Annotated in this window: 23 protein-coding genes; all 23 read left to right on the top strand. The window is 37.5% G+C overall.

Going from position 1 to position 26,893, the window contains the following annotated elements:
* Positions 1–11 precede the first annotated feature (11 nt).
* Complete coding sequence (gene rpsB, locus DBX25_RS04885; RefSeq protein WP_108669665.1) at positions 12–722, top strand: 30S ribosomal protein S2; 711 nt, start codon at positions 12–14, stop codon at positions 720–722.
* A 219-nt stretch (positions 723–941) separates the two neighbouring features.
* Positions 942–1,826 carry a translation elongation factor Ts gene (tsf, locus tag DBX25_RS04880; protein ID WP_108669664.1) on the top strand — a complete coding sequence of 295 codons (885 nt, stop codon included), beginning with the start codon at positions 942–944 and terminating at the stop codon, positions 1,824–1,826.
* A 122-nt stretch (positions 1,827–1,948) separates the two neighbouring features.
* Positions 1,949–2,671 carry a UMP kinase gene (gene pyrH / locus DBX25_RS04875; RefSeq protein WP_108669663.1) on the top strand — a complete coding sequence of 241 codons (723 nt, stop codon included), beginning with the start codon at positions 1,949–1,951 and terminating at the stop codon, positions 2,669–2,671.
* A 1-nt stretch (position 2,672) separates the two neighbouring features.
* Complete coding sequence (frr, locus tag DBX25_RS04870; protein ID WP_108669662.1) at positions 2,673–3,230, top strand: ribosome recycling factor; 558 nt, start codon at positions 2,673–2,675, stop codon at positions 3,228–3,230.
* A gap of 218 nt (positions 3,231–3,448) precedes the next feature.
* Positions 3,449–4,222 carry an isoprenyl transferase gene (locus DBX25_RS04865; RefSeq protein ID WP_108669661.1) on the top strand — a complete coding sequence of 258 codons (774 nt, stop codon included), beginning with the start codon at positions 3,449–3,451 and terminating at the stop codon, positions 4,220–4,222.
* 58 nt (positions 4,223–4,280) lie between these two features.
* A complete protein-coding gene (locus DBX25_RS04860; RefSeq protein WP_108669660.1) occupies positions 4,281–5,069 on the top strand; it encodes a phosphatidate cytidylyltransferase in 789 nt (262 codons plus the stop codon).
* A gap of 90 nt (positions 5,070–5,159) precedes the next feature.
* Positions 5,160–6,308 (top strand): 1-deoxy-D-xylulose-5-phosphate reductoisomerase, encoded by a 1,149-nt coding sequence (locus DBX25_RS04855; RefSeq protein ID WP_108669659.1) that lies wholly within the window; start codon positions 5,160–5,162, stop codon positions 6,306–6,308.
* Positions 6,309–6,331: 23 nt separating this feature from the next.
* Positions 6,332–7,591 carry an RIP metalloprotease RseP gene (gene rseP, locus DBX25_RS04850; RefSeq protein ID WP_108669883.1) on the top strand — a complete coding sequence of 420 codons (1,260 nt, stop codon included), beginning with the start codon at positions 6,332–6,334 and terminating at the stop codon, positions 7,589–7,591.
* Positions 7,592–7,728: 137 nt separating this feature from the next.
* Entirely contained in the window at positions 7,729–9,429 is a 1,701-nt protein-coding gene (locus tag DBX25_RS04845; RefSeq protein ID WP_108669658.1) for a proline--tRNA ligase, read from the top strand.
* 148 nt (positions 9,430–9,577) lie between these two features.
* On the top strand, positions 9,578–13,891 hold the full coding sequence (locus DBX25_RS04840; RefSeq protein ID WP_108669657.1) for a PolC-type DNA polymerase III: 4,314 nt from the start codon (positions 9,578–9,580) through the stop codon (positions 13,889–13,891).
* A 167-nt stretch (positions 13,892–14,058) separates the two neighbouring features.
* On the top strand, positions 14,059–14,532 hold the full coding sequence (gene rimP, locus DBX25_RS04835) for a ribosome maturation factor RimP (RefSeq protein ID WP_108669656.1): 474 nt from the start codon (positions 14,059–14,061) through the stop codon (positions 14,530–14,532).
* 41 nt (positions 14,533–14,573) lie between these two features.
* Positions 14,574–15,704, top strand: coding sequence for a transcription termination factor NusA (gene nusA, locus DBX25_RS04830; RefSeq protein ID WP_108669655.1), 1,131 nt, complete (start codon positions 14,574–14,576; stop codon positions 15,702–15,704).
* 14 nt (positions 15,705–15,718) lie between these two features.
* Positions 15,719–16,003, top strand: coding sequence for an RNase P modulator RnpM (rnpM, locus tag DBX25_RS04825; protein ID WP_108669654.1), 285 nt, complete (start codon positions 15,719–15,721; stop codon positions 16,001–16,003).
* A complete protein-coding gene (locus DBX25_RS04820) occupies positions 16,000–16,302 on the top strand; it encodes a YlxQ family RNA-binding protein (RefSeq protein ID WP_108669653.1) in 303 nt (100 codons plus the stop codon). Before rnpM ends, DBX25_RS04820 begins: the two co-directional genes overlap by 4 nt.
* Positions 16,303–16,321: 19 nt before the next feature.
* Entirely contained in the window at positions 16,322–18,568 is a 2,247-nt protein-coding gene (gene infB / locus DBX25_RS04815) for a translation initiation factor IF-2 (RefSeq protein WP_108669652.1), read from the top strand.
* On the top strand, positions 18,565–18,843 hold the full coding sequence (locus tag DBX25_RS04810; RefSeq protein ID WP_108669651.1) for a DUF503 domain-containing protein: 279 nt from the start codon (positions 18,565–18,567) through the stop codon (positions 18,841–18,843). Before infB ends, DBX25_RS04810 begins: the two co-directional genes overlap by 4 nt.
* Positions 18,844–18,859: 16 nt before the next feature.
* Positions 18,860–19,246, top strand: a complete 387-nt coding sequence (gene rbfA / locus DBX25_RS04805; protein WP_108669650.1) for a 30S ribosome-binding factor RbfA — start codon at positions 18,860–18,862, stop codon at positions 19,244–19,246.
* Between the two features lie 357 nt (positions 19,247–19,603).
* On the top strand, positions 19,604–20,521 hold the full coding sequence (truB, locus tag DBX25_RS04800) for a tRNA pseudouridine(55) synthase TruB (RefSeq protein WP_108669649.1): 918 nt from the start codon (positions 19,604–19,606) through the stop codon (positions 20,519–20,521).
* A gap of 50 nt (positions 20,522–20,571) precedes the next feature.
* Positions 20,572–21,522: a bifunctional riboflavin kinase/FAD synthetase gene (gene ribF / locus DBX25_RS04795; RefSeq protein ID WP_108669648.1), complete on the top strand. Its 951-nt coding sequence runs from the start codon at positions 20,572–20,574 to the stop codon at positions 21,520–21,522.
* A 151-nt stretch (positions 21,523–21,673) separates the two neighbouring features.
* Entirely contained in the window at positions 21,674–21,943 is a 270-nt protein-coding gene (rpsO, locus tag DBX25_RS04790; RefSeq protein WP_108669647.1) for a 30S ribosomal protein S15, read from the top strand.
* Positions 21,944–22,188: 245 nt separating this feature from the next.
* Positions 22,189–24,309 carry a polyribonucleotide nucleotidyltransferase gene (pnp, locus tag DBX25_RS04785; RefSeq protein WP_108669646.1) on the top strand — a complete coding sequence of 707 codons (2,121 nt, stop codon included), beginning with the start codon at positions 22,189–22,191 and terminating at the stop codon, positions 24,307–24,309.
* A 198-nt stretch (positions 24,310–24,507) separates the two neighbouring features.
* Entirely contained in the window at positions 24,508–25,488 is a 981-nt protein-coding gene (locus DBX25_RS04780) for a polysaccharide deacetylase family protein (protein ID WP_420812914.1), read from the top strand.
* Positions 25,489–25,589: 101 nt separating this feature from the next.
* Positions 25,590–26,828, top strand: a complete 1,239-nt coding sequence (locus tag DBX25_RS04775) for a M16 family metallopeptidase (protein WP_108669645.1) — start codon at positions 25,590–25,592, stop codon at positions 26,826–26,828.
* Positions 26,829–26,893 lie beyond the last annotated feature (65 nt).

Below are 26,893 nucleotides of genomic sequence, written 5' to 3'. Positions count from 1 at the left end.
AGGAACAAAACATGTCAGTAATTTCAATGAAACAATTGCTTGAAGCTGGTGTACATTTCGGACACCAAACTCGCCGTTGGAACCCAAAAATGAAGAAGTATATCTTCACAGAGCGTAACGGTATTTATATCATCGACCTTCAAAAAACTGTTAAAAAGGTTGAAGAAGCTTACAACTTCGTTAAAGAAGTAGCTGCTAACGGTGGAACAATCCTTTTCGTTGGTACTAAAAAGCAAGCTCAAGATTCAGTTAAAGAAGAAGCAATCCGTTCTGGTCAATACTATGTAAACCAACGTTGGTTGGGTGGAACTTTAACTAACTTCGAAACAATCCAAAAGCGTATTTCACGTCTTAAAGAGATTGAGAAAATGGAAGAAAACGGTACATTCGAAGTACTTCCTAAGAAAGAAGTTATCCAACTTAAAAAAGAGCATGAGCGCTTAGAGAAATTCTTAGGCGGAATTAAAGACATGAAGGGTCTTCCTGATGCAATCTTCATCATCGACCCACGCAAAGAGCGTATCGCTGTTGCAGAAGCACACAAATTGAACATCCCTCTTGTTGGTATCGTTGATACTAACTGTGATCCAGATGAAATCGATTATGTAATTCCTGCAAATGATGATGCAATCCGCGCTGTTAAGCTTCTAACTGCAAAAATGGCTGATGCTATTATTGAAGTGAAGCAAGGCGAAGAAGTGACTGAAACAACTACTGCTTAATAAAGATTAGGCTTTGTAGCAAAGTTGACAGAGTCGTGCATTTTTATTAATTATTAATTATGAAAAGGTGATAAGAGGATAAGGCCTTTTATCACCTTTTTTTGAGAATAAAATAGTTGATAATTATCTTCCTTTTTTGGCAAAATGAAAAAGGAACTTTTAGAAAATGAACTAGTAGACTTTAATAAGTGTACATATACCTAAAGGAGGACAACCCTAATGGCAATTTCTGCTCAAATGGTTAAAGAACTACGTGAAAAAACTGGTGCTGGAATGATGGATTGTAAAAAAGCACTTACTGAAACGAACGGTGATATGGAGAAAGCAATCGATTACCTTCGTGAAAAAGGTATCGCTAAAGCTGCTAAAAAAGGCGATCGTATTGCTGCTGAAGGTACAACTTATATCCTAACTGAAGGAAATGAAGCTGTAATCCTTGAAGTGAACTCAGAAACAGATTTCGTTGCTCGTAACGAAGGTTTCCAAGTACTTGTTAAAGAACTTGCTGAACACTTACTAAGCAACAAACCTGCAAACGTTGAAGATGCTCTAACTCAAACTATGAGCAATGGGGTTACTGTTGCAGATCACATTAACGCTGCAATTGCAAAAATCGGAGAAAAATTATCTCTTCGTAGATTCGAAATTAAAACTAAAACGGACGCTGACTCATTCGGCGGTTACCTACACATGGGAGGCCGTATCGCTGTATTAACAGTTGTTGAAGGTTCTACTGACGAGGCTGCTGCTAAGGATGTTTCAATGCATATCGCTGCATTAAAACCTCTTTATGTTTCTCGTGACCAAGTAACGCAAGCTGAGATCGAGAGAGAGCGTGAAGTATTGACTCAACAAGCATTAAACGAAGGTAAGCCAGAAGCAATCGTATCAAAAATGGTTGAAGGCCGCATCAACAAATTCTTCGAAGATATTTGTGTTGTTGATCAATCATTCGTTAAGAACCCAGATCAAAAAGTTGGTCAATTCATTCAATCTAAAGGCGGAACAATCAGAGAGTTCGTTCGTTACGAAGTAGGCGAAGGAATTGAAAAACGTCAAGATAACTTTGCTGAAGAAGTAATGAGCCAAGTTAAGAAAGACTAATTGATTGTAAAACCACTACAATAAACTATAGGGGACACATTGTGTTCCCTATTTTTTAGAATTAGAACGGTTTTCCTTTAATATTTGAAATGATACAATGTCTTACATATCTGGAGGTTCTAATGAGCAGTGCAAAATATAAAAGAGTGGTATTGAAGCTAAGTGGAGAAGCATTAGCAGGGGCTGAAGGTTTTGGCATCAACCCTTCTGTAATTAAATCCATTGCTGAACAAGTAAAGGAAATCGCGGAATTAGATGTAGAAGTTGCAGTAGTAGTTGGTGGCGGTAACATCTGGCGTGGGAAAATTGGCAGTGAAATGGGTATGGATCGTGCAACTGCTGATTACATGGGAATGTTAGCAACGATTATGAACTCCTTAGCTCTGCAAGATAGTTTAGAACATTTAGGTATTGAAACAAGGGTCCAAACTTCTATCGAGATGAGACAAGTTGCTGAGCCGTATATTCGTAGACGTGCTATCAGACATCTTGAAAAGAAACGTGTTGTCATTTTTGCTGCTGGTACAGGAAATCCATATTTTTCAACTGATACAACTGCAGCATTACGTGCTGCTGAAATTGAAGCAGAAGTTATCCTCATGGCAAAGAATAATGTTGATGGAGTTTATAATGCCGATCCTAAGAAAGATGAAAATGCCGTAAAATATGACCAACTCTCTTATCTAGATGTATTAAAAGAGGGATTAGAAGTTATGGATTCTACAGCATCTTCACTTTGTATGGATAACGACATTCCGTTAATCGTTTTCTCAATCATGGAAAAAGGCAACATTAAGCGTGCTGTAATGGGCGAAACAATTGGAACAATTGTAAGGGGGAAATAAAATGCCGAAGCAAGTAGTAGCTGCAACAAAAGATAAAATGGAAAAATCGGTTCAAGCACTTACGAGAGAACTAGCAAGCATCCGTGCTGGAAGAGCAAGCGCTGCATTATTAGATAAAATTACAATTGATTATTATGGTGCTCCTACACCTGTTAATCAAATGGCTGGAATATCGGTTCCAGAAGCTAGACTATTAGTGATTCAACCTTATGACAAATCTGTTTTGGGTGATATTGAAAAAGCAATCTTAAAATCAGATTTAGGTTTAAATCCTTCAAATGATGGATCTATCATCCGTATTGCCATCCCTGCATTAACAGAAGAACGTCGTAAGGAATTAGCAAAACAAGTGAAAAAAGAAGCTGAGGAAGCAAAAGTTGCAATACGTAACATTCGACGCGATGGAAATGACGATTTGAAAAAGCTGGAGAAAAATGGCGAAATCACAGAAGATGACTTACGTGGCTATTCTGAAGAAATCCAAAAATTAACTGACAGCTATATTGTTAAAGTTGATGGTGTTGCAAAAGATAAAGAAAAAGAAATTATGGAAGTATAATCAGGCTAAATAACTGTAAACTTCATATTCTTTTATATTGGTCCCATAATAAGGGGCCTTTTCTTTTAATTTGATGCAAAAGATAAAATCACATAAAATATCCCATTCGTTCCCACAAATGATGTAAGTATATTGCTATAAAGCAATAAAAAGGTTAATTTTATTATATAAGATTTTTATTAAAGAACATAAGCAGGTACGTAATGGGGGACTTACATATGAAAAAACTTTGGAGAAGTTTATCGAATAAAAAAGACTCTTCAGAGACTAATATTGATGATATTCAGATGGAACATATTCCTGCTCATATTGCCATTATTATGGATGGTAATGGGCGATGGGCGAGCAAAAGGTCTCTGCCAAGAATAGCTGGTCATCATGAGGGAATGAAGGTAGTTAGAAAAATTACGAAAAAGGCAAGTGAGTTAGGTGTTAAAACACTTACTCTTTACGCTTTTTCAACGGAAAATTGGAAGCGCCCTAAAACAGAAGTTGATTATCTAATGAAGCTTCCTGAGGAATTTTTAGGAACCTTCCTTCCTGAATTAGTAAAAGAAAATGTAAAGGTTGAAATGATGGGAGATAAAGATCTTCTGCCAAGTCATACAAAACGTGCTCTTGAAAAGGCACAAATAGATACTAGAGATAACACTGGCTTAGTACTGAATTTTGCATTGAATTATGGTAGTCGTGCCGAAATGATTCATGCTGTGCATAAGGTTTTGGCAGATGTAAATAATGGTATACTGAATAAAGAAGAAATTACTGAAGAAGTCTTTTCTGACTATTTAATGACGAAGCATCTTTCCGATCCAGATTTATTAATTAGAACAAGTGGAGAAATTCGATTAAGTAATTTCATGCTATGGCAGTTAGCATACACAGAATTTTGGTTTACGGATGTTTTATGGCCAGACTTTAATGAAGAACATTTACTCGATGCAATTCGCACTTATCAGCAAAGATCTAGAAGGTATGGTGGACTCAAATAGTTTCTATGTATAATCCACACAAACTGCCTAAAAACTGAAGGCGAGGAAATAATTTAATATGAAACAAAGAATTATTACAGGAGTCCTTGCTGCTGCTGTATTCTTACCGATTGTAGTTTATGGGAATTGGCCATTTCTGATGTTAGTGTTATTACTGGCATCGATTGGTTTGTATGAACTAATAAAAATGAAAAAGCTTAAAATGGCTTCATTTCCTACTACTGTATCATTTTTAGTATTGTGGTCAATCTTATTACCACCGTCAGCAATGGAATGGTTTACATCTTATGGATATTCTAAATCTGATTTTGTATTAATTGGTGTTATTTTACTATTGTCCTACTCAGTTCTATCGAAAAATACATTCACTTTTGATGACGTTGGTTTTTCGATTATATCAATATTGTACGTAGGATTTGGCTTCTATTACTTTTTTACTACTAGAGAAACAGGATTAATATATATATTCTTTGCATTGTTCACGATTTGGGCTACTGATTCTGGAGCCTATTTTGTTGGGCGATCAATGGGAAAAAGAAAGCTCTGGCCTGAAATTAGTCCGAATAAGACCATCGAAGGTTCCATTGGTGGTATCATTTGTGCTTGGATTGTAGCTATTTTATTCGCTTTCCTATCACATATTGATACAACATTATTCCAATTATTAATAATGGCTACTCTTATTTCTATCTTTGGTCAAATGGGAGATTTGGTACAATCTGCTTTCAAACGCCACTACGGTGTAAAGGATTCAGGAAACCTCCTGCCAGGTCATGGTGGGATTTTAGATCGATTAGATAGCCTTATTTTCGTGTTACCAATTTTACACGTCTTACATTTATTATAATATTTATGATATTCATGTGATGTGGTGGACGAATCTCGAATATAAGTAAGATAAGCACTTGTGTTGTCTTTGGTGTAGGAGATGAAAAGTTTGAAGAAAATTAGTTTATTAGGTGCAACGGGTTCTATTGGCAGACAGACTGTTGATGTCGTGAAGCAGCATCCACAGCACTTTAAAATTACCGCTTTTGCAGTGGGACGTAATTTAGATTTGGCCAAGCAGTGGGTACTTGACCTAAAGCCAGAGTTAGTTTCAGTGCAAACAAAAGATGACTGTGAATTATTAAAAACTGAGTTTGGACATCTGCCGACTAAGTTTGTCCATGGTATGGATGGATTGGTAGAAGTAGCTGTTTTTGCTGACAGCGACATACTTGTAAATGCTGTAATCGGTAGTGTGGGATTATACCCCACATTGAAGGCAATTGAAGCAAAAAAAGATATTGCTCTTGCTAATAAAGAAACTTTAGTGACAGCTGGCCACTTAGTAATGGAAGCTGCTAATAAGCATGGTGTGAAATTATTGCCAGTTGATAGTGAGCATTCTGCGATTTTTCAAGCTTTGCAAGGAGAAAACTCTAAGAATATAGAATCATTAATTATTACCGCTTCTGGTGGAAGTTTCCGCGATCGTACGAGAGAGGAACTAAAGGATGTAACCGTAGAGCAAGCATTAAATCATCCTAATTGGTCAATGGGGGCAAAAATAACGATTGATTCAGCGACTATGATGAATAAAGGCTTAGAAGTGATTGAAGCGCATTGGTTATTTAATATTCCTTATGAAAAAATACAGGTACTATTACATAAAGAAAGCATCATTCATTCTATGGTACAATTCCATGATTCAAGTGTAATGGCTCAATTAGGTACACCTGATATGAGAGTACCAATTCAGTATGCTTTGTCATATCCAGACAGGATACCGCATGAAGCAAAACGTTTGGATTTGTCAGAAATTGCTAAACTTCATTTTAATAGCATGAACTTTGAACGATACCCATGTTTACGTTATGCTTATGAAGCGGGGAAAACGGGTGGTACGTTACCAACAGTCCTAAATGCAGCTAATGAAGTGGCTGTTGAGCACTTTTTGAATGGGAAAATCTTATTCTTGGAAATAGAAGAATTGATTGAAAGAACAATGGAATCTCATCAGACCATTTTTCAACCTGATTTAGAAACCATTCTTGAAGTGGATAAAGAGGCAAGAAGTATTACCCAATCTTTTGTAAAATAAAGGTGGTTGGATAAGTGCAAACTTTGCAAACAGTAATTTCTTTCGTAATTATTTTTGGCGCATTGGTCTTTTTCCACGAGTTAGGCCATTTGGTTTTTGCCAAACGAGCAGGTATTTTATGTAGAGAATTCGCCATAGGCTTTGGACCTAAAGTATTGGCATTTAAGAAAAATGAAACAGTCTATACAATTCGTTTATTGCCAATAGGCGGTTTTGTAAGAATGGCAGGAGAAGATCCGGAAACTGTTGAATTGAAACCAGGGTATAGAGTCGGTCTTCAATTTAATAGTGCAGGGCTAGTTGATAAAATTATTTTAAATAATAAAGATCGCTATCCTGACTGCAAGGTTATTGAAGTAGAGAATGCGGATATGGAGCGTGAATTATTCATTAAAGGATATGAAGATGGCAACGATGAAGTACTTCAAACCTTTAGAATTGATGAACATGCCGTTACTATTGAAGATGGCGTTAGTACTCAAATCGCACCTTACCATCGCCAGTTTGCTTCAAAGACCTTAGGACAAAGAACAATGGCGATTTTTGCCGGTCCTATGATGAACTTTTTATTGGCTATCGTCCTATTTATGATCATTGCTGCTTTTCAAGGTGTTGTGGTAGATGAACCGCGTTTAGGTGAATTGACCACAGATGGAGCCGCACTTTCTTCAGGATTGAAAAAAGGGGATGTTGTACAATCAATCGAAGGTGAAGAAGTTTCTTCCTGGATGGATGTTCAACAGTCCATTCAAAAGCATCCTGGTGAAGAAATTTCGTTTGTCGTTGAAAGGGATGGAGAAACACTTGATATCCCTGTGATTCCAAAAGAAATCGAGCGTGAAGGTAAACAAATAGGTGTTATTGGAGTTTATCCTCCTGTAGAGAAATCCCCAGTAAAAGTATTGACTCACGGTGTTACGGAAACCTATTTCTGGACAAAACAGATCATTGTTATGCTTGGTCAATTGATTACAGGTCAATTTTCTATTGATATGCTTTCAGGGCCAGTAGGGATTTACGTATCCACAGAGGAAGTTGCAAAGTCTGGGTTCTTCTACTTAATGAAATGGGCTGCTGTCCTTAGTATCAATTTAGGAATAATGAATTTACTTCCTATTCCCGCTCTTGATGGTGGAAGATTGATGTTCTTCGCGGTTGAAGCAGTAAGAGGCAAACCGGTAGACCGTCAAAAGGAAGGAATGGTCCATTTTATTGGATTCGCCCTACTAATGCTATTAATGCTTGTAGTAACTTGGAATGATATCCAACGTTTCTTTTTATAGAAAGGCAACTTAAATTAAAGGGAAGGTAGGAAAGTGCGATAATTCACTTTTCTATCCTTCCTTTTTTGTTTCAATTCCTATAAACTAATAAATATGATTTTAAGCCTGAATTAAATAGTTAGATGAGGTGCTACATAATGAAGCAGTCAATGATGTTTATCCCAACACTAAGAGAAGTTCCTGCTGATGCAGAGGTTAAAAGCCATCAGCTTTTATTAAGAGCTGGTTTCATTCGTCAGACTTCCAGTGGTGTATATAGCTTTTTACCTTTAGGTAAGAAAGTTATGAATAAAATTGAAAGTATTGTTCGTGAAGAGATGGATGCAGCTGGAGCTGTTGAGCTGTTTATGCCTGCCCTTCAACAAGCAGAACTTTGGCAGGAGTCCGGGAGATGGTATACATATGGACCTGAATTAATGAGATTAAACGATCGTCATAATCGTGAATTTGCTCTAGGTGCTACACATGAAGAGGTTATCACGAGCCTAGTGAGAGACGAAGTAAAATCTTATAAGAAATTACCACTAACTTTGTATCAAATTCAGACCAAATTCCGTGATGAAAAACGCCCTCGATTTGGACTGTTAAGAGGAAGAGAATTTGTAATGAAAGATGCTTATTCGTTCCATTCAAAGTCTGAGAGTCTTGATGAGGTATATGAAAGCTTATTTAATGCTTATTCAAATGTTTTCAGTCGTTGCGGGTTGAATTTTCGCGCTGTAATCGCGGATTCTGGAGCAATGGGTGGAAAGGATACACATGAGTTTATGGTTCTATCTGAAATCGGTGAAGATACTATTGCATATTCTGATACTTCTAGCTATGCTGCGAATATCGAAATGGCACCGGTGGAAGTAAAATATAGTAAATCAGAAGAAAACCCTATGGAACTGGAAAAAGTCCATACTCCTGATCAAAAATCTATTGAAGATGTTTCTTCATTTTTATCTATAAAAGATGAAGAATGCATTAAATCAATGCTATTTAAGGTAGACGATGAGTATGTGCTGATTCTTGTTCGTGGAGACCATGAAGTTAATGATATTAAAGTAAAGAACTTACTAGAAGCATCTGTTGTCGAACTCGCAACTGCTGAAGAGACGAAACAAGTATTAGGTTGTGAAATAGGGTTTTTAGGTCCAATTAATGCTGGGAAAGTAAAAGTGATTGCAGACCATGCTGTTGAAGCTGTAGTTAACGGTGTTTGCGGAGCGAACGAAGCTGGATACCATTATAAGAATGTTAACCCAGGAAGAGACTTCTCTGTTTCCCAATATTCAGATTTACGTTTCATTAAAGAAGGAGACCCATCACCTGATGGACATGGGACCATTTTATTCGCTAAAGGGATTGAAGTTGGACATGTATTCAAATTAGGTACTCGTTACAGCGAAGCGATGAATGCAACATTCCTTGATGAAAATGGTAGAACTCAGCCTATGATTATGGGCTGCTATGGAATTGGAGTTTCAAGAACACTTGCTGCGGTGGCAGAACAGTATAATGATGAAAATGGACTGAAATGGCCAGCTGCGATTTCTCCATTCCAAATTCACTTAATCCCTGTCAATGTGAAGGACGAGGCTCAAGTTAATCTTGGTGAAGAATTATATTCCACTCTAAAACAAGATGGTTTTGAAGTGCTGATTGACGACCGTCCTGAACGTGCAGGTGTCAAATTTGCAGATTCTGATCTAATTGGGTTACCAATCCGTGTCACTGTAGGTAAAAAAGCTTCTGAAGGTATTGTTGAGGTTAAACTTCGTGAAACTGGTGAATCGTTCGAAGTCCATAAAGATGAATTATTGCAAAACATAAAAAGCCTATTAACGGTTTAATAGCAAAAGGGTACCGTGCATACCGGTACCCTTTTGCTAGCTATAATTTGCTTTGTGTAAAGTTTTTTTCAGACATAGCTTTTAAAAGTGTATGGTATAATAACGTCTGATAAAAGATAGAAACTGTTAAAAATGAAGGAGGGAGAAGATGCAGGAACTATCGAATAAACGTCGAGAGAGGTTTACTATGCTTCTTCAGCAGCTCCAATTGACAGAAGATGCAATTGTCACTTACTTTCAAAACGCTGAAATTGAAAAACTTTATATAGAAAGACAAGCGAGAAAGTGGCATTTTCAATTTAATTTCGAAAATATACTGCCATGCAGTGTCCATACTAGATTTTCTAGTCAATTAATGAAAACTTTCTCTCACATTGCTAATATTTCCTATACTATAAATGTGAAAAATCAGCATATTACAGAAGATCAAATCAAGGATTATTGGAGCAGTTGCTTAAGCGAGCTAGACGGCGGATCTCCCGCATTAATATCTCTATTGAATGAACAGCAGCCCAAGGTGATTGGGCATAAAATGATTGTCCAAGCAAGGAATGAAGCTGAAGTAGGACAATTAAAGAAAAAATACTCTGCTTTACTTTCAAATATCTATCAAAACTATGGTTTTCCTCCTTTAGTATTGGAAGCTGAGGTTACAGTCAATCAAGATGGATATGAACAATTCTTAGCTGAAAAAGAAAAGGAAGATAAAGAAAAAGGCATGGCAGCCTTATTAGATATGATGAAAAAAGATTCGGAAACAAAGGAAGAGCCCGAAGATACAGGTCCGCTTAAAATTGGTTATACGATTAAAGACGATGCGGATTTTAGAAGAATGGAAGAAATCATGGACGAAGAACGTCGTGTTGCCATCGAGGGGTATGTTTTTGATGCTGAAACGAAGGAACTACGTAGTGGTAGAACTCTATTAACGTTTAAAATTACAGACTATACAAGTTCATTGCTTGTAAAGATGTTTTCTCGTGACAAAGAGGATGCTTCAAGTCTCGCACGTGTCAAAAAGGGAATGTGGCTTCGGGTTCAAGGTAGCATCCAGAATGATACATTCGTACGTGATCTTGTCATGATTGCCAGTGATATCAATGAGATTAAAGCTCCAGGAAGAAAAGATTTAGCCCCAGATGGAGAAAAGCGTGTAGAATTGCATCTTCATAGTCCAATGAGCCAGATGGATGCTGTGAGTTCGGTAAGTAGCTTAGTGTCCCAAGCAAAAAAGTGGGGACATAAAGCAATAGCTATAACAGATCATGCAGTTGTTCAATCTTTCCCAGAAGCTTTCGGAGCTGGGAAGAAAAATGATATTAAAATTCTTTATGGTGTTGAAGTCAACTTAGTTGATGATGGCGTACCAATCGCTTACAATCCAGTTCATCGACTATTAGAAGATGATACATTTGTAGTTTTTGATGTGGAAACAACAGGCTTGTCTGCTGTTTACGATACTATTATCGAGCTTGCGGCAGTAAAGATAAAAGGCGGGGAAATCGTGGATAGATTTGAATCCTTCGCAAATCCACATCACCCACTCTCTGCTACCACAATAGATTTAACTGGGATTACGGATGATATGGTTAGGGACGCCCCTGAAGTCTCAGAAGTACTGACTAAATTCAAAGAATGGACAGGGGATTCTGTTTTAGTAGCACATAATGCTAGCTTTGATATGGGCTTCCTAAACGTAGGGTATCGAAAGCTTGGTTTTGGCAAAGCTACAAATCCTGTTATTGATACACTTGAGTTGGGTCGTTTCCTTTATCCTGACATGAAAAATCATAGGCTCAACACGCTTGCAAAGAAATTCGATATTGAATTAACCCAGCATCACCGCGCCATTTATGATGCAGAAGCTACCGGTTACCTTATGATCAAAATGTTAAAGGATGCGTTGGAAAAAGGAATTGTATATCACGATCAATTTAATGAGCATATGGGTGAAGGAAATGCTTTTAAACGTTCACGTCCATACCATGCTATTCTTCTCGCACAAAATGAAGTTGGATTGAAAAACCTTTTTAAACTTGTATCAATTTCTCATTTGCATTATTTCTTCCGTGTACCAAGAATTCCTAGATCTGTCCTCCAACAGCACCGAGAAGGTATTTTAGTTGGTTCTGCTTGTGACAAGGGTGAAGTATTTGAAGGAATGATGCAAAAAGCAATTGAAGAAGTAGAGGATATTGCGGATTTCTATGATTATTTTGAAGTACATCCTAAGCCAGTTTACTCACATTTAATTGAAATGGAATATATTAGAGATGAAAAGTCTTTGGAAGGTATCATTTCAAACATAGTTAAACTTGGAAAAAAATTAAATAAACCTGTTGTTGCTACAGGGAATGTACATTACTTGAATCCGAACGACAAAATCTATCGTAAAATTTTAATCAATTCTCAAGGTGGTGCAAATCCACTTAACAGACATAAGCTCCCTGATGTCCATTTCCGTACGACTGATGAAATGCTGAAGGAATTCTCATTCCTAAACGAAGAAGATGCGAAAGAAATTGTAGTGACGAATACGAATAAAATTGCCGATATGATTGAGGTAATTAAACCAATTAAGGATGACCTGTATACCCCTAAAATCGAAGGGGCAGACGAGGAAATGAGGGAAATGAGCTATAGCATGGCTCGAAGTATATATGGCGAGCAGCTCCCAGAAATTGTTGAAGCTAGGCTTGAAAAAGAGCTGAAAAGCATCATAGGTCATGGTTTCGCAGTTATTTATCTCATTTCACATAAACTTGTTAAAAAATCGTTGAACGATGGATATCTAGTGGGTTCGCGTGGTTCTGTTGGTTCATCCTTTGTTGCGACTATGACAGAGATTACAGAGGTCAACCCATTACCTCCTCATTATGTATGTCCAAGCTGTAAACATTCTGAATTCTTTAATGATGGATCAGTAGGTTCTGGATTTGACTTGCCGAATAAAGAATGTCCGCTATGCGGGGAACAATTTAAAAAGGATGGTCATGATATTCCTTTCGAAACGTTCCTTGGTTTTAAAGGCGATAAAGTACCTGATATCGACTTGAACTTCTCAGGTGAATATCAACCTCATGCACATAATTATACAAAGGTCCTGTTCGGAGAAGATAATGTATACAGAGCGGGAACGATTGGTACTGTGGCAGATAAAACGGCGTATGGGTATGTAAAAGGGTATGCTCAAGAAAATAATCTACATTTACGAGGTGCTGAGGTAGATCGATTATCCTCGGGGTGTGTAGGAGTGAAAAGAACGACTGGGCAGCATCCAGGCGGCATTATCGTAGTTCCTGACTATATGGAAGTTTATGATTTCACACCGATTCAATTTCCAGCTGATTCACAAACTTCAGAATGGAAAACAACACATTTCGACTTCCATTCCATTCATGACAATTTGTTAAAGCTAGATATTTTAGGTCATGATGATCCAACAGTCATTAGGATGCTTCAAGATTTAAGTGGAATCGACCCTAAAACCATCCCAACAGATGATCCTGAAGTCATGAAGATTTTTAGTGGTACTGAATCTTTAGGTGTATCAGAAGAGCAAATCATGTGTAAGACGGGAACATTAGGTATTCCAGAATTTGGGACAAGATTCGTTCGTCAAATGTTGGAAGATACGAAGCCAACGACTTTTTCTGAATTAGTCCAAATTTCCGGTCTTTCACATGGTACGGACGTTTGGTTAGGCAATGCCCAAGAGCTAATTCACAATTCCATTTGTACATTAAGTGAAGTAATTGGTTGCCGTGACGATATTATGGTTTATTTAATCTACCAGGGACTTGAACCTTCTCTTGCATTTAAAATCATGGAATCAGTCCGTAAAGGGAAGGGGCTTTCCGATGAATTTGAAGCTGAGATGAGAAAAAATGATGTTCCCGAATGGTATATAGACTCTTGTAAGAAAATCAAGTATATGTTCCCGAAGGCCCATGCTGCTGCGTATGTCTTAATGGCAGTTAGAATTGCATATTTTAAAGTTCATTTACCACTTCTGTACTATGCGGCATACTTCACAGTCCGTGCTGAAGATTTTGATATTGAGGCTATGGCTCGTGGTTCACAGGCAATTCGTGCAAAAATAGATGAGATAAATGCCAAGGGCTTAGATGCCTCTCCAAAAGAGAAGAATACATTGACTGTTTTAGAGCTAGCCTTGGAAATGTGTGAAAGAGGGTTTTCATTCAAGAAGGTTGATTTGTACAAATCTAGTGCATCTGAATTCATTATTGAGGGCAATTCCTTGCTGCCACCATTCAATTCCATCCCTGGTCTTGGTACGAATGCTGCCTTCAATATTGTTAATGCTCGAGCAGAAGGAGAATTTCTTTCTAAAGAAGACCTTCAAAAACGTGGGAAGGTTTCAAAAACTATTATCGAATACCTGGATAGCCAAGGATGCTTAGAAGCACTACCTGATCAAAACCAGCTATCGTTATTCTAATTTGCATAAAAAGAGCAAGTATGGTATATTTTCATAAGAATTACTAAGATAAGGCAAAGACGAGAGTGGGGAAACCCGCTCTTTTGTATTGTATATGAAGATTTTAATCATCCTATATAGTGATACTTCTTGTAAATACAAAATGGCCGTTGGTAAGGAGGGACCATATGAGCAAAAAAGTCACCGAGATTGTTGAGGAACTTCTAGTACCAATCTTGGAAGGTCTTCAGCTGGAATTGGTAGATGTCGAATATGTGAAAGAAGGAAAAAGCTGGTTCCTTCGCGTATATATCGATAAGGCTGATGGAATCGATATTGAAGAATGTGGAATCGTCAGTGAAAAGCTTAGTGAAAAACTTGATGAACTTGATCCAATTGAACATAACTATTTTCTAGAGGTTTCCTCTCCTGGAGCTGAAAGACCACTTAAAAAGGAAAAGGATTATGTTAAGGCAATTGGTAAAAATGTTTATGTAAAAACATATGAACCAATCTTTGATAGTAAGGAATTCGAAGGGGTCCTTAAAGCATATGACGGTAAGTCCCTAACGATTGAAGTGAAAATTAAAACTCGTAAAAAGGAAGTTGTCATTCCATTCGAAAAGGTGGCAAAAGCAAGACTTGCTGTTGTCTTTTCATAACAAGAGAATGGCTATGAAAGATCGAAGGGGGATTTTAACAAATGAGCAGTGAATTATTAGATGCTCTTATCCATTTGGAAAAAGAAAAAGGGATTTCTCGCGATGTGTTGATTGAAGCGATAGAGGCTGCCCTTGTCTCTGCATATAAGAGAAACTTCAACCAAGCACAGAACGTTCGAATTGATTTAAACCTTGAAAAAGGATCAATGAGAGTATTTGCTCGTAAAGATGTGGTAGATGAGGTATTCGATTCTCGTTTGGAAATATCTGTAGCAGATGCAAGACAAATTAACCCGAACTACCAAGTAGAAGATGTGGTAGAAATGGAAGTTACACCTAAAGATTTCGGTCGCATTGCCGCTCAAACGGCCAAACAAGTAGTAACTCAGCGTGTTAGGGAAGCAGAGCGAGGAATTATTTACTCAGAATTCATCGACCGCGAAGAAGATATCATGAATGGAATCGTTCAAAGAATTGACTCACGTTACATTTATGTCAGTTTAGGTAAAATTGAAGCTCTTTTACCTGTTAGTGAGCAAATGCCTAATGAAACATACCAACCTCATGATAGAATTAAGGTGTATATCACAAAGGTTGAAAAAACTTCAAAAGGTCCTCAAATCTTTGTATCAAGAACACATCCAGGTCTTTTAAAACGATTATTTGAAAACGAAGTGCCGGAAATCTTTGATGGTACAGTTGAAATTAAATCTGTCGCGCGTGAAGCTGGGGATCGTTCAAAGATTTCCGTCCACTCCGATAACCCAGAAGTAGATCCAGTTGGTTCATGCGTAGGGCAAAAAGGACAACGTGTACAGTTTATTGTGAACGAATTAAAAGGTGAAAAAATCGACATCGTTAAATGGTCTGAAGATCCGGTTGTGTTTGTTGCAAATGCATTAAGCCCATCAAAGGTGTTGGATGTAATCGTTCATGAAGATGAAAAAGGTACAACGGTTGTGGTACCAGATTATCAATTATCATTGGCGATTGGAAAACGTGGACAAAACGCAAGACTAGCAGCTAAATTGACAGGCTGGAAAATCGACATCAAGAGCGAAAGTGAAGCTCGTGAAGCAGGAATCTACCCAAGAGATTTAGATCCTTTATTGAGCAGTACTAGCATTGCAAATGATGAGTACGACGATTTTGAAGATGACGATCAAGAGTAATTGAGGTGAACAAGTTGGCAGGCCAAAAGAAAATACCTCTTCGTAAATGTGTGGCTACTGGTGAAATGAAGCCCAAAAAAGAAATGATTCGAATTGTGCGTTCAAAAGAAGGAGAAGTCTCAATCGACCAGACGGGGAAAAAATCAGGTCGTGGAGCCTACTTGACGCTAAATAAAGAAGTCATCATAAATGCCAGAAAGAAAGATGTTCTGTCTAAACATTTACAAGCAGAAATCGATGCTTCTCTTTACGAAGAATTACTTCAACTTGTTGAAAAGGAGAACCATTCTGCAAAATGAATCAAACACAATGGATGTCTCTATTAGGATTGGCAAATCGGGCGCGTAAGCTGATATCAGGGGAAGAATTGGTCATCAAAGAAGTTAGGAACGGAAAGGCAAAGCTAGTAGTTTTGTCAAATGACGCTTCCAATAATACTGAAAAGAAGATTACAGATAAATGCAGCTACTACAATGTCCCAGTTGTCAAAGTGGAGGACCGGAACCAACTAGGTCATGCGATTGGTAAAGACGCACGGGTAGTAATCGCAGTGTTGGATGAAGGTTTCGCGAAAAAACTTCGCACGTTGCTCGATTAAATATTACGGGGGTGAACGTATGACGAAGATACGTGTGTATGAATATGCAAAGAAACACAATGTTTCAAGTAAAGTTATTATAAATAAGCTTAAAGAAATGGATATTGAGGTAAGCAATCATATGACAGCAATCGATGATACAACTGTACAGAAATTAGATGGATCTTTCCAAACAAAAAAGGACAGTGGTGAAGTTAAGGAAAATCAACAACCACAAAGCTCCACTACAGAACAACCACAAGCAACTGAAGAAAATAATGATGTAAAAGCAGGCAAGTATGATGATGCATTGGATGATAATAGCGTCAGCACTCAAAAGCTTAAGAAAAAACCTGTTCCTAAGCCAGGCGTGAGTAACAAGAAGTTTGTACAAGATAAACAAGCTACTGAATCTAAAGCATTTAAAGGCAAAAACAACAATAACAATAATAATAATAAAAATAAATCGTCTAAAGGTAGACAGACTTATCAACCTCAGCAACAGCAACCTGTAGCAAAAAAGAAAGAATTACCGAGTAAAATTGTATTCTCAGAATCACTAACTGTTGCAGAATTAGCAAAGAAGTTACACCGTGAACCTTCAGAAATCATCAAAAAGTTATTCCTTCTCGGTGTAATGGCAACCATCAATCAATCTCTTGAAAAAGATGCAATTGAATTGATCGCAGCTGAATACGGTGTGGAAGTTGAAGAAGAAATCAAAATCGATATCAACGATTTAGAAGCACATATCGTTACTGAAGACGATCCTTCTAAACTTGTTGAACGTCCTTCTGTTGTTACAATTATGGGGCACGTAGACCATGGTAAAACAACGCTACTTGATAGCATTCGTAATACTAAGGTTACTGAAGGAGAAGCTGGTGGAATCACTCAGCATATCGGTGCTTACCAAGTTCAAGTAAATGATAAGAAAATCACGTTCCTTGACACTCCTGGTCACGCAGCCTTCACTACAATGCGTGCACGTGGAGCTAAAGTTACAGATATCACAATCCTTGTTGTTGCTGCTGATGATGGAGTAATGCCTCAAACAGTTGAAGCAATTGCCCATGCTAAAGCTGCGGAAGTGCCAATTATCGTTGCAGTGAATAAAATGGATAAACCATCTGCCAACCCTGATCGCGTAATGCAAGAATTAAGTGACCGTGGATTGGTTCCTGAAGCTTGGGGCGGAGAAACGATTTTCGTACCGATTTCCGCTAAAAAAGGCGAGGGAATCGACGAATTGTTAGAAATGATTCTTCTCGTAGGTGAAGTAGAAGAATATAAAGCAAACCCAGATCGTAAAGCAGTTGGAACAGTAATCGAAGCTGAGTTAGATAAAGGCCGTGGGTCTGTTGCTACCTTGCTTGTCCAAAACGGTACATTAAAAGTTGGAGATCCAATCGTAGTTGGAAGTGCATATGGACGTGTTCGTGCAATGGTAAATGACCTTGGAAGACGTGTTAAGGAAGCTGGTCCATCCACTCCTGTTGAAATTACAGGATTGAATGGGGTCCCTCAAGCAGGAGATCGCTTCGTTGTTTTTGAAGATGAAAAAACAGCTCGTCAAGTTGGGGAAGCTCGTTCACAAGAACAAATTCAATCTCAACGTAGAGAATCTTCACGTGTAACGCTTGAAAATCTGTTTGAGCAAATGAAGCAAGGTGAAGTTAAAGAAATCAACATCGTTCTTAAAGCAGATGTTCAAGGTTCTGCAGAGGCACTTGCTGCATCTCTTCAAAAAATTGAAGTTGAAGGTGTAAAAGTTAAAATCATCCATAGTGGTGTTGGTGCAATCAACGAGCATGACATCATGTTAGCAACTGCTTCCAATGCAATTGTTATTGGTTTCAACGTACGACCAGATGTAAATGCTAAACGTACAGCTGATTCTGAAAATGTTGACGTCCGTCTACACAGCATCATCTACAAAGTTATTGAAGAGATAGAATCAGCAATGAAAGGTATGCTAGATCCAGAATTCCAAGAGAAAGTTATTGGTCAAGCTGAAGTGCGTACTACATTCAAAGTATCTAAAGTTGGTACGATTGCTGGATCTTATGTTACAGATGGAAAAATCACTCGTGACAGTGGTGTTCGCGTCATCCGTCAAGGCGTTGTAGTCTATGAAGGTGAAGTTGATGCCCTTAAACGATTCAAAGATGACGCTAAAGAAGTTTCTCAAGGTTATGAATGTGGTATTACGGTTAAAAACTACAATGACCTAAAAGAAGGAGACATTATTGAAGCGTATATCATGGAGGAAATCGAGCGTAAATGATCGGTTATGTCGAATTTGAATGTATCATTTTCGATTCACACTCTTTAAAAGATAAACGAGCCGTGTTACAACGTGTCATGACACGGCTCAAACAAAAGTACAATGTTTCGGTTGCTGAAGTGGACTTTCAGGATACTTGGCAAAGAAGTAAAATTGCTATTGTTACTGTAACCTCCTCTAAAGTATCTTCAGAAAGGGAATTACAAAATGCCTTAGGATTTGTTGATTCCTTTCCTGAAATTGAACGCACGAGAACAGAAATAGAATGGCTATAGATAACGAGGTGATGATATGAGCCTTCGTGCAAATCGTGTCGGAGAACAAATGAAAAAAGAGCTTACTGAAATTATTGGTCGTAAGATAAAGGATCCAAGAATTGGTTTCGTTACCGTTACTGATGTTAGGGTTACCGGAGATCTTCAACAAGCGACGGTTTATATTTCAGTGTTAGGCAGTGAAACTCAGAAGCAAAATTCATTAATTGGTCTGTCAAAGGCTAAAGGATTTATCCGCTCTGAAATTGGACAACGTATTCGTTTGCGTAAAACTCCAGAAATCACGTTCGAGTTTGATGAATCCATTAACTACGGAAACCGTATCAATACCATTATTCATCAATTGAATGCAGAGAAATCCGATGATTCAGATCAAGATGAAATAGAAACTGAAAACGAATAATAATTAGGGCTGACTTTAAAGCAGTCGCTTAAACAGTCATGTTTAAACGATTCTTAAAAGTCAGCTTTTATTTTTTTGTTATGTAAAAGTCCAATGTTGATTTTTAGGTTTGTTGATTGGAGTGGAAGTCGCTAGACTCCTGGGGGATTAGCGTTACAGGCGAGACCCCGCAGGAGCGCTAGCGACGAGGAGGCTCGGCGAACGCCCCCGGAAAGCAAGCGTCTGGAACGGAAATCAACAGGTAAGTTTAAAAGAGCCTATTTTTTAAAAGTGAATTTCAATCCCTTATATTACATATCTAATTAATCATCAATCGTATACTAATCAAGTATTCGTTATAGAACAGGAGGCGGTTTTGTGGAAGGTATATTACCTCTACTTAAGCCAAGAGGGATGACATCCCATGATTGTGTATTCAAATTAAGGAAGATTTTAAGAACAAAAAAAGTGGGTCATACAGGTACGCTGGACCCTGAAGTGACCGGGGTTTTACCCATTTGTGTTGGTCGAGCTACTAAGATAGCAGAATATATTACCGATGCAGGTAAAGAGTATGTCGGTGAGGTCACAATTGGTACTGCAACTACAACTGAGGACGCACACGGTGAAGTAGTTTCTAGTAAAGTTGTCGATCAAGTGTTCTCTAGACAACAAATTTTATCAACTTTAAATCAGTATATAGGTGAAATCACACAAATTCCTCCTATGTACTCTGCCATTAAAGTAAATGGGAAAAAATTGTATGAATATGCTAGGGCCGGAATTGAAGTTGAAAGGCCAATTCGGACAGTAACCATTTATGAAATGGAATTACTTGATGACCGAGATCATTTTGAAGGTGAATCTATTTCATTTCGTTTTCGCGTAAAATGCTCAAAGGGTACATATATCAGAACATTGGCCGTGATGATTGGTGAATCCTTAGGGTATCCTGCTCACATGTCACATTTAGTTAGGACACAATCCGCCTCATTTCATATAGACAACTGTTATACCTTTGAGGATTTAGAAAGAATGTCTGAGGAAGGTACAATTAATAATGCTTTGCTGCCGCTTGAGATAGGTATCAGTCATTTGCCGAAAATTAAGATTAATGATAAAGTAGCAGAGAAAGTGAAAAATGGTGCGGTATTAGATAAAGAAGAATGCGGCGTATCAATTCCAAATGAACCATTTGCGGTTTTCTATGGAGATAATGCATTGGCTATTTATCAGGTGCATCCAGACAAACCTTCATTCATTAAACCTGTAAAAGTGCTTCGAATTGAATTGTAATTTACACATGAACCGTAAAGGTTGAGGGGTTTAGAAAGAGGAGAAAAGCAGTGAAAGTTATTCATATAAATCACCCACATAGTTTTCATAGAGAAGATTTTCCACCGTTAGTTATTGCGTTGGGTTTTTTTGATGGGGTTCATTTAGGGCATCAAAAGGTTATCAAAACGGCTATGGAGATTGCTAAAGATAAAAATTATAAATCCGCGGTCATTACTTTTGATCCTCATCCATTGTCGGTATTACGTAAACAAGATAAAGTCCATTATATAACCCCAGTTGAAGAAAAAATAAAGAGAATCGGTGAACTGGGTGTTGATTACATTTTTATCGTACATTTTACAGAAGCTTTTGCGAATCTACATCCTCAAGAGTTTGTCGACCAATATTTAATTAATCTAAATGCAAATCATGTTGTGGCTGGATTTGATTATAGCTATGGGCATCTTGGAAAAGGGAATATGGAATCCCTTCCTTTTCATTCTCGAGAGTTATTCTCATCCACGATTGTTGAAAAAATGTCTAAAGATGATCAAAAAGTGAGTTCTACTCGAATTAGACAATCTCTTCTGGAAGGTAAGATGGAAGATTTCCTTACTTTGGCAGGTAGATTCTATCAATCCAAAGGAAAAGTGATCCATGGTGAAAAAAGAGGAAGACAATTAGGGTTTCCAACTGCGAATGTAGCTGTGGATCAAGACTATATCATACCATCCACTGGAGTCTATGCAGTAAGGGTGAATGTTTGTAGTAAATGGTATTATGGCGTATGCAATATAGGATACAAACCAACATTCCATAATCAAAAACCAGAAAACCCCACTATAGAAGTGCATATACTTGACTTTAGTTCTACTATTTATGAAGAACAAGTAATTATTGAGTGGCATCGACGATTGAGAAGTGAGAAGAAATTTGATGGATTAGACCAACTTGTTGCTCAAATCCAAAAGGATAAAGATTCTGCTATTGAATATTTTCAGTCTTTATCACAAGATTAACTAGATTACATGTGAAATACTTGCTTTTTAGGGTGAAAACCTGTATTCTATTAATTGTATGAAATGAACCTTTGCTTGGCTAGACGATTCACCAACGCTGGCTCAGCTTTCGGGGATTTTTTTATAAAACTATTATTATGAGGTGACTAAAATGGCTTTAACTCAAGAGCGCAAAAACGCAATCATTAACGAGTACAAAACACATGAGAACGATACTGGATCTCCAGAAGTTCAAATCGCTGTCCTTACAGAGGAAATCAACACTTTGAACGATCACTTACGTACACACAAGAAAGACCACCACTCTCGTCGCGGTCTTCTTAAAATGGTTGGTAAACGTCGTAATTTGCTAACATACCTTCGTAACAAGGATGTTGCTCGTTACCGTGAACTTATCAACAAATTAGGCTTACGTCGTTAATATACGGGAAGATTTTCTTCTCATAGCCGGAAAGCGGGAACCTATCCCGCTTTTTTGTTTTGTTTCCTTGCTAAAGTATTTTTAAAAATTTTTTAAACCTTTTATCATTATGCTGTTAATGTCTTAATCTTTAGTGCATAATAAGAATAGTGTGTTTTTATACATAAAATTTTTTTACATACAAAATATGTGGTTAGGGAATATAATTCCTAACTGTTTATGAAATAAAGAGAGGGGTTTCAAATATGGACCAAAATAAAAAAATCTTTTCCATAGATTGGGCCGGACGTAAATTGACAGTTGAAATTGGTCAACTTGCTAAGCAAGCAAACGGAGCTGCGCTCATTCGTTATGGAGATACTGCTGTATTAAGCACAGCGACAGCTTCTAAAGAGGCTAAAAACGTGGATTTCTTTCCTCTGACGGTTAATTACGAAGAAAGATTATATGCTGTAGGTAAAATCCCAGGTGGATTTATTAAGCGTGAAGGTAGACCAAGTGAGAAAGCTATTTTGGCTAGTCGATTAATCGATAGACCTATCCGACCATTATTTGCAGATGGCTTCCGTAATGAAGTACAAGTTGTTAGTATTGTTATGAGTGTTGATCAAGACTGTTCCTCTGAAATTGCTGCAATGTTCGGTTCTTCACTGGCATTGTCTGTATCGGATATTCCTTTTGAAGGGCCAATTGCGGGTGTTACAGTAGGAAGAATCAACGGTGAATTCATCATCAATCCTACAGTGGAACAAATGGAAAGCAGTGATATCAATCTAACAGTTGCAGGTACTAAAGATGCCATTAACATGGTTGAAGCTGGTGCCAATGAAGTTCCTGAGGAAGCAATGCTTGAAGCAATTATGTTCGGACATGAAGAAATTAAACGTCTAGTTGCATTCCAAGAACAAATTGTCGCTGAAGTTGGCAAGGAGAAAACAGAAGTTACTTTATATGAAGTTAATGCCGAATTAATGGCTGAAGTTTCTTCTTTATGTGAAGTGGATATGAATAAAGCTGTCCAAGTCCAAGAGAAGCATGCACGTGAAGCGGCTATTAAAGAGGTTAAAGACCGTGTTATCGCTCAATTTGAGGAAAAAGAAACTGAAGACGATACAATAAAGCAAGTAAAAGAAATCTTAAGCATGCTAGTGAAAAAAGAAGTACGCCGCTTAATTACAGAAGAAAAAGTTCGTCCAGATGGTCGTAATCCTGATGAAATTCGTCCGCTTTCTTCTGAAGTAGGGTTACTACCTCGTACCCATGGTTCAGGTCTGTTCACTAGAGGTCAAACGCAGGCTCTATCCATCTGTACACTTGGTGCTCTTGGTGACGTTCAAATCCTTGATGGTTTAGGTGTGGAAGAATCAAAACGCTTCATGCATCATTATAACTTCCCACATTTCAGTGTTGGGGAAACAGGTTTCATGAGAGGGCCAGGCCGTCGTGAAATTGGACATGGTGCTTTAGGAGAAAGAGCACTTGAACCGGTATTACCATCTGAAAAGGATTTCCCATATACAATTCGCCTAGTTGCTGAGGTTCTTGAATCCAATGGATCAACTTCACAAGCAAGTATTTGTGCAAGTACATTAGCTATGATGGATGCAGGTGTTCCATTAACAGCTCCAGTTGCAGGAATTGCGATGGGACTAATTAAAAAAGATGAACACTATACGATTTTGACAGACATCCAAGGCATGGAAGATCACTTAGGCGATATGGACTTTAAAGTAGCTGGAACTGCTAAAGGTGTAACAGCATTACAAATGGATATTAAAATTGAAGGATTATCTCGTGAGATTTTAGAAGAAGCTCTTCAACAAGCGAAACTTGGTAGAATGCATATTCTTGAATCAATGTTAGCAACTATCAATGTTCCACGTGAAGAGCTATCTAAATATGCTCCAAAAATACTTACTATGAGCATTAATCCTGATAAAATCCGTGATGTTATTGGACCAAGCGGAAAACAAATTAACAAAATCATTGAAGAAACTGGAGTTAAAATTGACATCGAACAAGATGGAACAATCTTTATCTCATCAATTAATGAAGAGAATAATCAAAAAGCGAAGAAAATTATTGAAGATATCGTTCGTGAAGTGGAAGTTGGAAAACTGTATCTTGGTAAAGTTAAGCGAATTGAAAAATTTGGTGCTTTCGTAGAGATTTTCTCTGGTAAAGATGGTTTAGTTCATATCTCTGAACTAGCTGAAGAGCGCATTGCTAAAGTCGAAGATGTAGTATCCATCGGAGATGAAATCCTAGTAAAAGTAACTGAAATTGATAAACAAGGACGTGTGAATCTATCTCGCAAGGTCGTCCTTAAAGAACAAAAAGAAGCTGCAGCATCTCAAAATCAATAAAAACTTACAATTCGACCCAGTATTGGGTCGAATTTTTTTTTATTTATGGTCTTGAATTAGAAAGACTTTACTATAAGACCGCCATTGTTCTACCTTGTCCTGTAATTTCATAATTTAGTGGTATAAACCTTTGAAGAAATTAGGAAGTCTATAAATGAACTTAAGAAAATAACACATGATAGTAAGGAGGAGAAGGTATTGAATAATAAATGGAAGAGTGTAATAGTGGCCTCCCTTTCATTGAGTATATCCATTGTATATTTCCAACTACCTGCAGTTTCAGATTATGTTCTAACTATGAGAGGTGATGCTGTTCCGGTTGTGAACAGTGTAGATCCTTTATTAGAAGAAATTAGAATGAGGGCAAAAGAATTAGATACTCCAGCCCAGAACGCCAAAATTGATCCGGTTTGGAAAACAATACCGGGTTATAATGGGATTAAAGTTAACGTAGAAGCTTCATATGAAAAAATGAAAGAAACAGGACAGTATGATGAAAAGAAATTAATCTATACCCAAATAAAACCTACTATTCATTTAGAAGATTTAAATCCTGCTCCTATTTACAAAGCTCATCAGGATAAACCGGTTGTAAGTTTTCTAGTCAATGTTGCTTGGGGAAATGAATACCTACAACAAATGTTATCCGTTTTAAAGAAACATGAAGTCAAGGCAACTTTTTTCCTTGAGGGAAAATGGACAAAAAATAACCAGGATATGGCGAAAATGATTGTTGAGGGTGGACATGAAATAGGGAATCATTCATATTCTCATCCAAATATGAAGAATTTAGGACCCGAGGCGACGATCAATGAACTTAAGAAGACAAATGAAATTATAGAGGCTGTTACAGGGAAAAAAGTTCGATGGTTTGCTCCCCCAAGCGGTAGTTATTCTGACAGTACCGTACAAATAGCTGATCAACTTCAAATGGGTACGATCATGTGGAGTGTGGATACGATTGACTGGCAAAAGCCAACCCCTCCAGTATTGATTCAACGAGTGATGTCTAAAATTCATCCTGGAGCTTTTGTATTGATGCACCCTACTGAGGCCTCTTCTAAATCACTTGAAACACTAATAGTGGAAATAAAAAAACGTAATCTTCGGATTGTTACAGTAACGGAATCTCTAAAGGAAGAAAGAATTTTACATGAAAGAGTGGAAAAAAATGAATAATGTTTTCAACTTATGCTAAAATAAGGTACATTGTGAAGAGTAAACCTATATTGTAAGTGATTTACTCTGTGCTTGCAGCAGGAACGAGGGAGGAAAAGTTATTGATTAAGAAATATACGTGTCAAAATGGTGTAAGAATTGTACTAGAAAAAATCCCTACAGTTCGTTCAGTAGCGATTGGTTTATGGATTAAGACCGGATCAATCAATGAAACACCAGATAATAATGGGATTTCGCATTTCCTTGAGCATATGTTCTTTAAGGGGACTACAACGAGAGGTGCAAGGGAGATTGCAGAATCGTTTGATAGTATCGGAGGCCAAGTAAATGCCTTCACATCAAAAGAGTATACTTGCTATTATGCAAAAGTCCTAGATAATCATGCTAGTATGGCACTTGATGTATTATCGGATATGTTCTTCAATTCAACATTCGTTGAGGAAGAACTTCAAAAAGAGAAAAATGTAGTTTATGAAGAAATTAAGATGTATGAGGATACTCCGGATGACATCGTTCACGATTTATTAAGTCGTGCAGTTTATGAAAACCATCCTCTAGGTTATCCTATCTTAGGGACTGAAGAAACACTTTCTACCTTTACGAGCGAGACATTAAAACAATATGTACATGATATGTACACTCCGGATAAATTAGTCGTTTCCATTGCAGGAAATGTTGATGAATCGTTCATAAAAGAAGTTGAGAAATTATTTGGAAGCTACCAAAGAAGCGATAAAGCCCGAGAAACTACGGGAAGACCAAGTTTCCACCAAAATAAATTATCACGTAAGAAGGAAACAGAACAAGCTCATTTATGCCTAGGATTCGAAGGATTACATATTGGACATAAAGACGTATATAGTCTGATTGTCATGAATAACGTATTAGGTGGCAGCATGAGTAGTCGATTATTCCAAGAAGTACGTGAACAGCGTGGTTTAGCGTATTCTGTATATTCCTATCACTCTGCGTACCAAGATGGAGGCATGGTAACCATCTACAGTGGTACTGGAGCAAATCAATTGGACGTCCTTTATGAGACTATTCAAAATACGTTGTTTCAGTTCAAAAAAGAAGGAATCACTGCAAAGGAATTGAAAAATAGTAAAGAGCAGCTTAAAGGGAGTTTAATGCTGAGTCTTGAGAGCACGAATAGTCGTATGAGTCGTAATGGAAAAAATGAGTTAATGTTAGGAAAGCATCGTTCACTAGATGAAATTGTAGAACAAATTGATCAAGTGACTGAAGAAAGTGTCTTTACTCTAACAAATAATATCTTTACAGACAATTTCTCGACTGCCTTGATAAGCCCTATTGAGGGTTGGAAAGGGTTAAAGTGAGTAATAGCGAACTGTCAGAATTCTACTTAGAATTCTGACAGTTTTTTTTATTGTTTTGGAAAATA

The organism is Peribacillus acanthi, from assembly GCF_003073175.1.
GTDB classification, from domain to species: Bacteria; Bacillota; Bacilli; order Bacillales; family DSM-1321; genus Bacillus_BN; species Bacillus_BN acanthi.
Note: the sequence above shows the minus strand (reverse complement) of the source record. Positions and strands in the feature narration are given on the sequence as shown.

Bases quoted from the DNA above. Each gene is read 5' to 3' on its own strand.
- infB (WP_108669652.1), top strand. From the start codon at position 16,322: ATGACGAAGATACGTGTGTATGAATATGCAAAGAAACACAATGTTTCA.
- rpsB (WP_108669665.1), top strand. From the start codon at position 12: ATGTCAGTAATTTCAATGAAACAATTGCTTGAAGCTGGTGTACATTTC.
- tsf (WP_108669664.1), top strand. From the start codon at position 942: ATGGCAATTTCTGCTCAAATGGTTAAAGAACTACGTGAAAAAACTGGT.
- rimP (WP_108669656.1), top strand. From the start codon at position 14,059: ATGAGCAAAAAAGTCACCGAGATTGTTGAGGAACTTCTAGTACCAATC.
- DBX25_RS04810 (WP_108669651.1), top strand. From the start codon at position 18,565: ATGATCGGTTATGTCGAATTTGAATGTATCATTTTCGATTCACACTCT.
- DBX25_RS04860 (WP_108669660.1), top strand. From the start codon at position 4,281: ATGAAACAAAGAATTATTACAGGAGTCCTTGCTGCTGCTGTATTCTTA.
- DBX25_RS04820 (WP_108669653.1), top strand. From the start codon at position 16,000: ATGAATCAAACACAATGGATGTCTCTATTAGGATTGGCAAATCGGGCG.
- nusA (WP_108669655.1), top strand. From the start codon at position 14,574: ATGAGCAGTGAATTATTAGATGCTCTTATCCATTTGGAAAAAGAAAAA.
- pnp (WP_108669646.1), top strand. From the start codon at position 22,189: ATGGACCAAAATAAAAAAATCTTTTCCATAGATTGGGCCGGACGTAAA.
- pyrH (WP_108669663.1), top strand. From the start codon at position 1,949: ATGAGCAGTGCAAAATATAAAAGAGTGGTATTGAAGCTAAGTGGAGAA.
- DBX25_RS04865 (WP_108669661.1), top strand. From the start codon at position 3,449: ATGAAAAAACTTTGGAGAAGTTTATCGAATAAAAAAGACTCTTCAGAG.
- frr (WP_108669662.1), top strand. From the start codon at position 2,673: ATGCCGAAGCAAGTAGTAGCTGCAACAAAAGATAAAATGGAAAAATCG.
- DBX25_RS04840 (WP_108669657.1), top strand. From the start codon at position 9,578: ATGCAGGAACTATCGAATAAACGTCGAGAGAGGTTTACTATGCTTCTT.
- DBX25_RS04845 (WP_108669658.1), top strand. From the start codon at position 7,729: ATGAAGCAGTCAATGATGTTTATCCCAACACTAAGAGAAGTTCCTGCT.
- rbfA (WP_108669650.1), top strand. From the start codon at position 18,860: ATGAGCCTTCGTGCAAATCGTGTCGGAGAACAAATGAAAAAAGAGCTT.
- rpsO (WP_108669647.1), top strand. From the start codon at position 21,674: ATGGCTTTAACTCAAGAGCGCAAAAACGCAATCATTAACGAGTACAAA.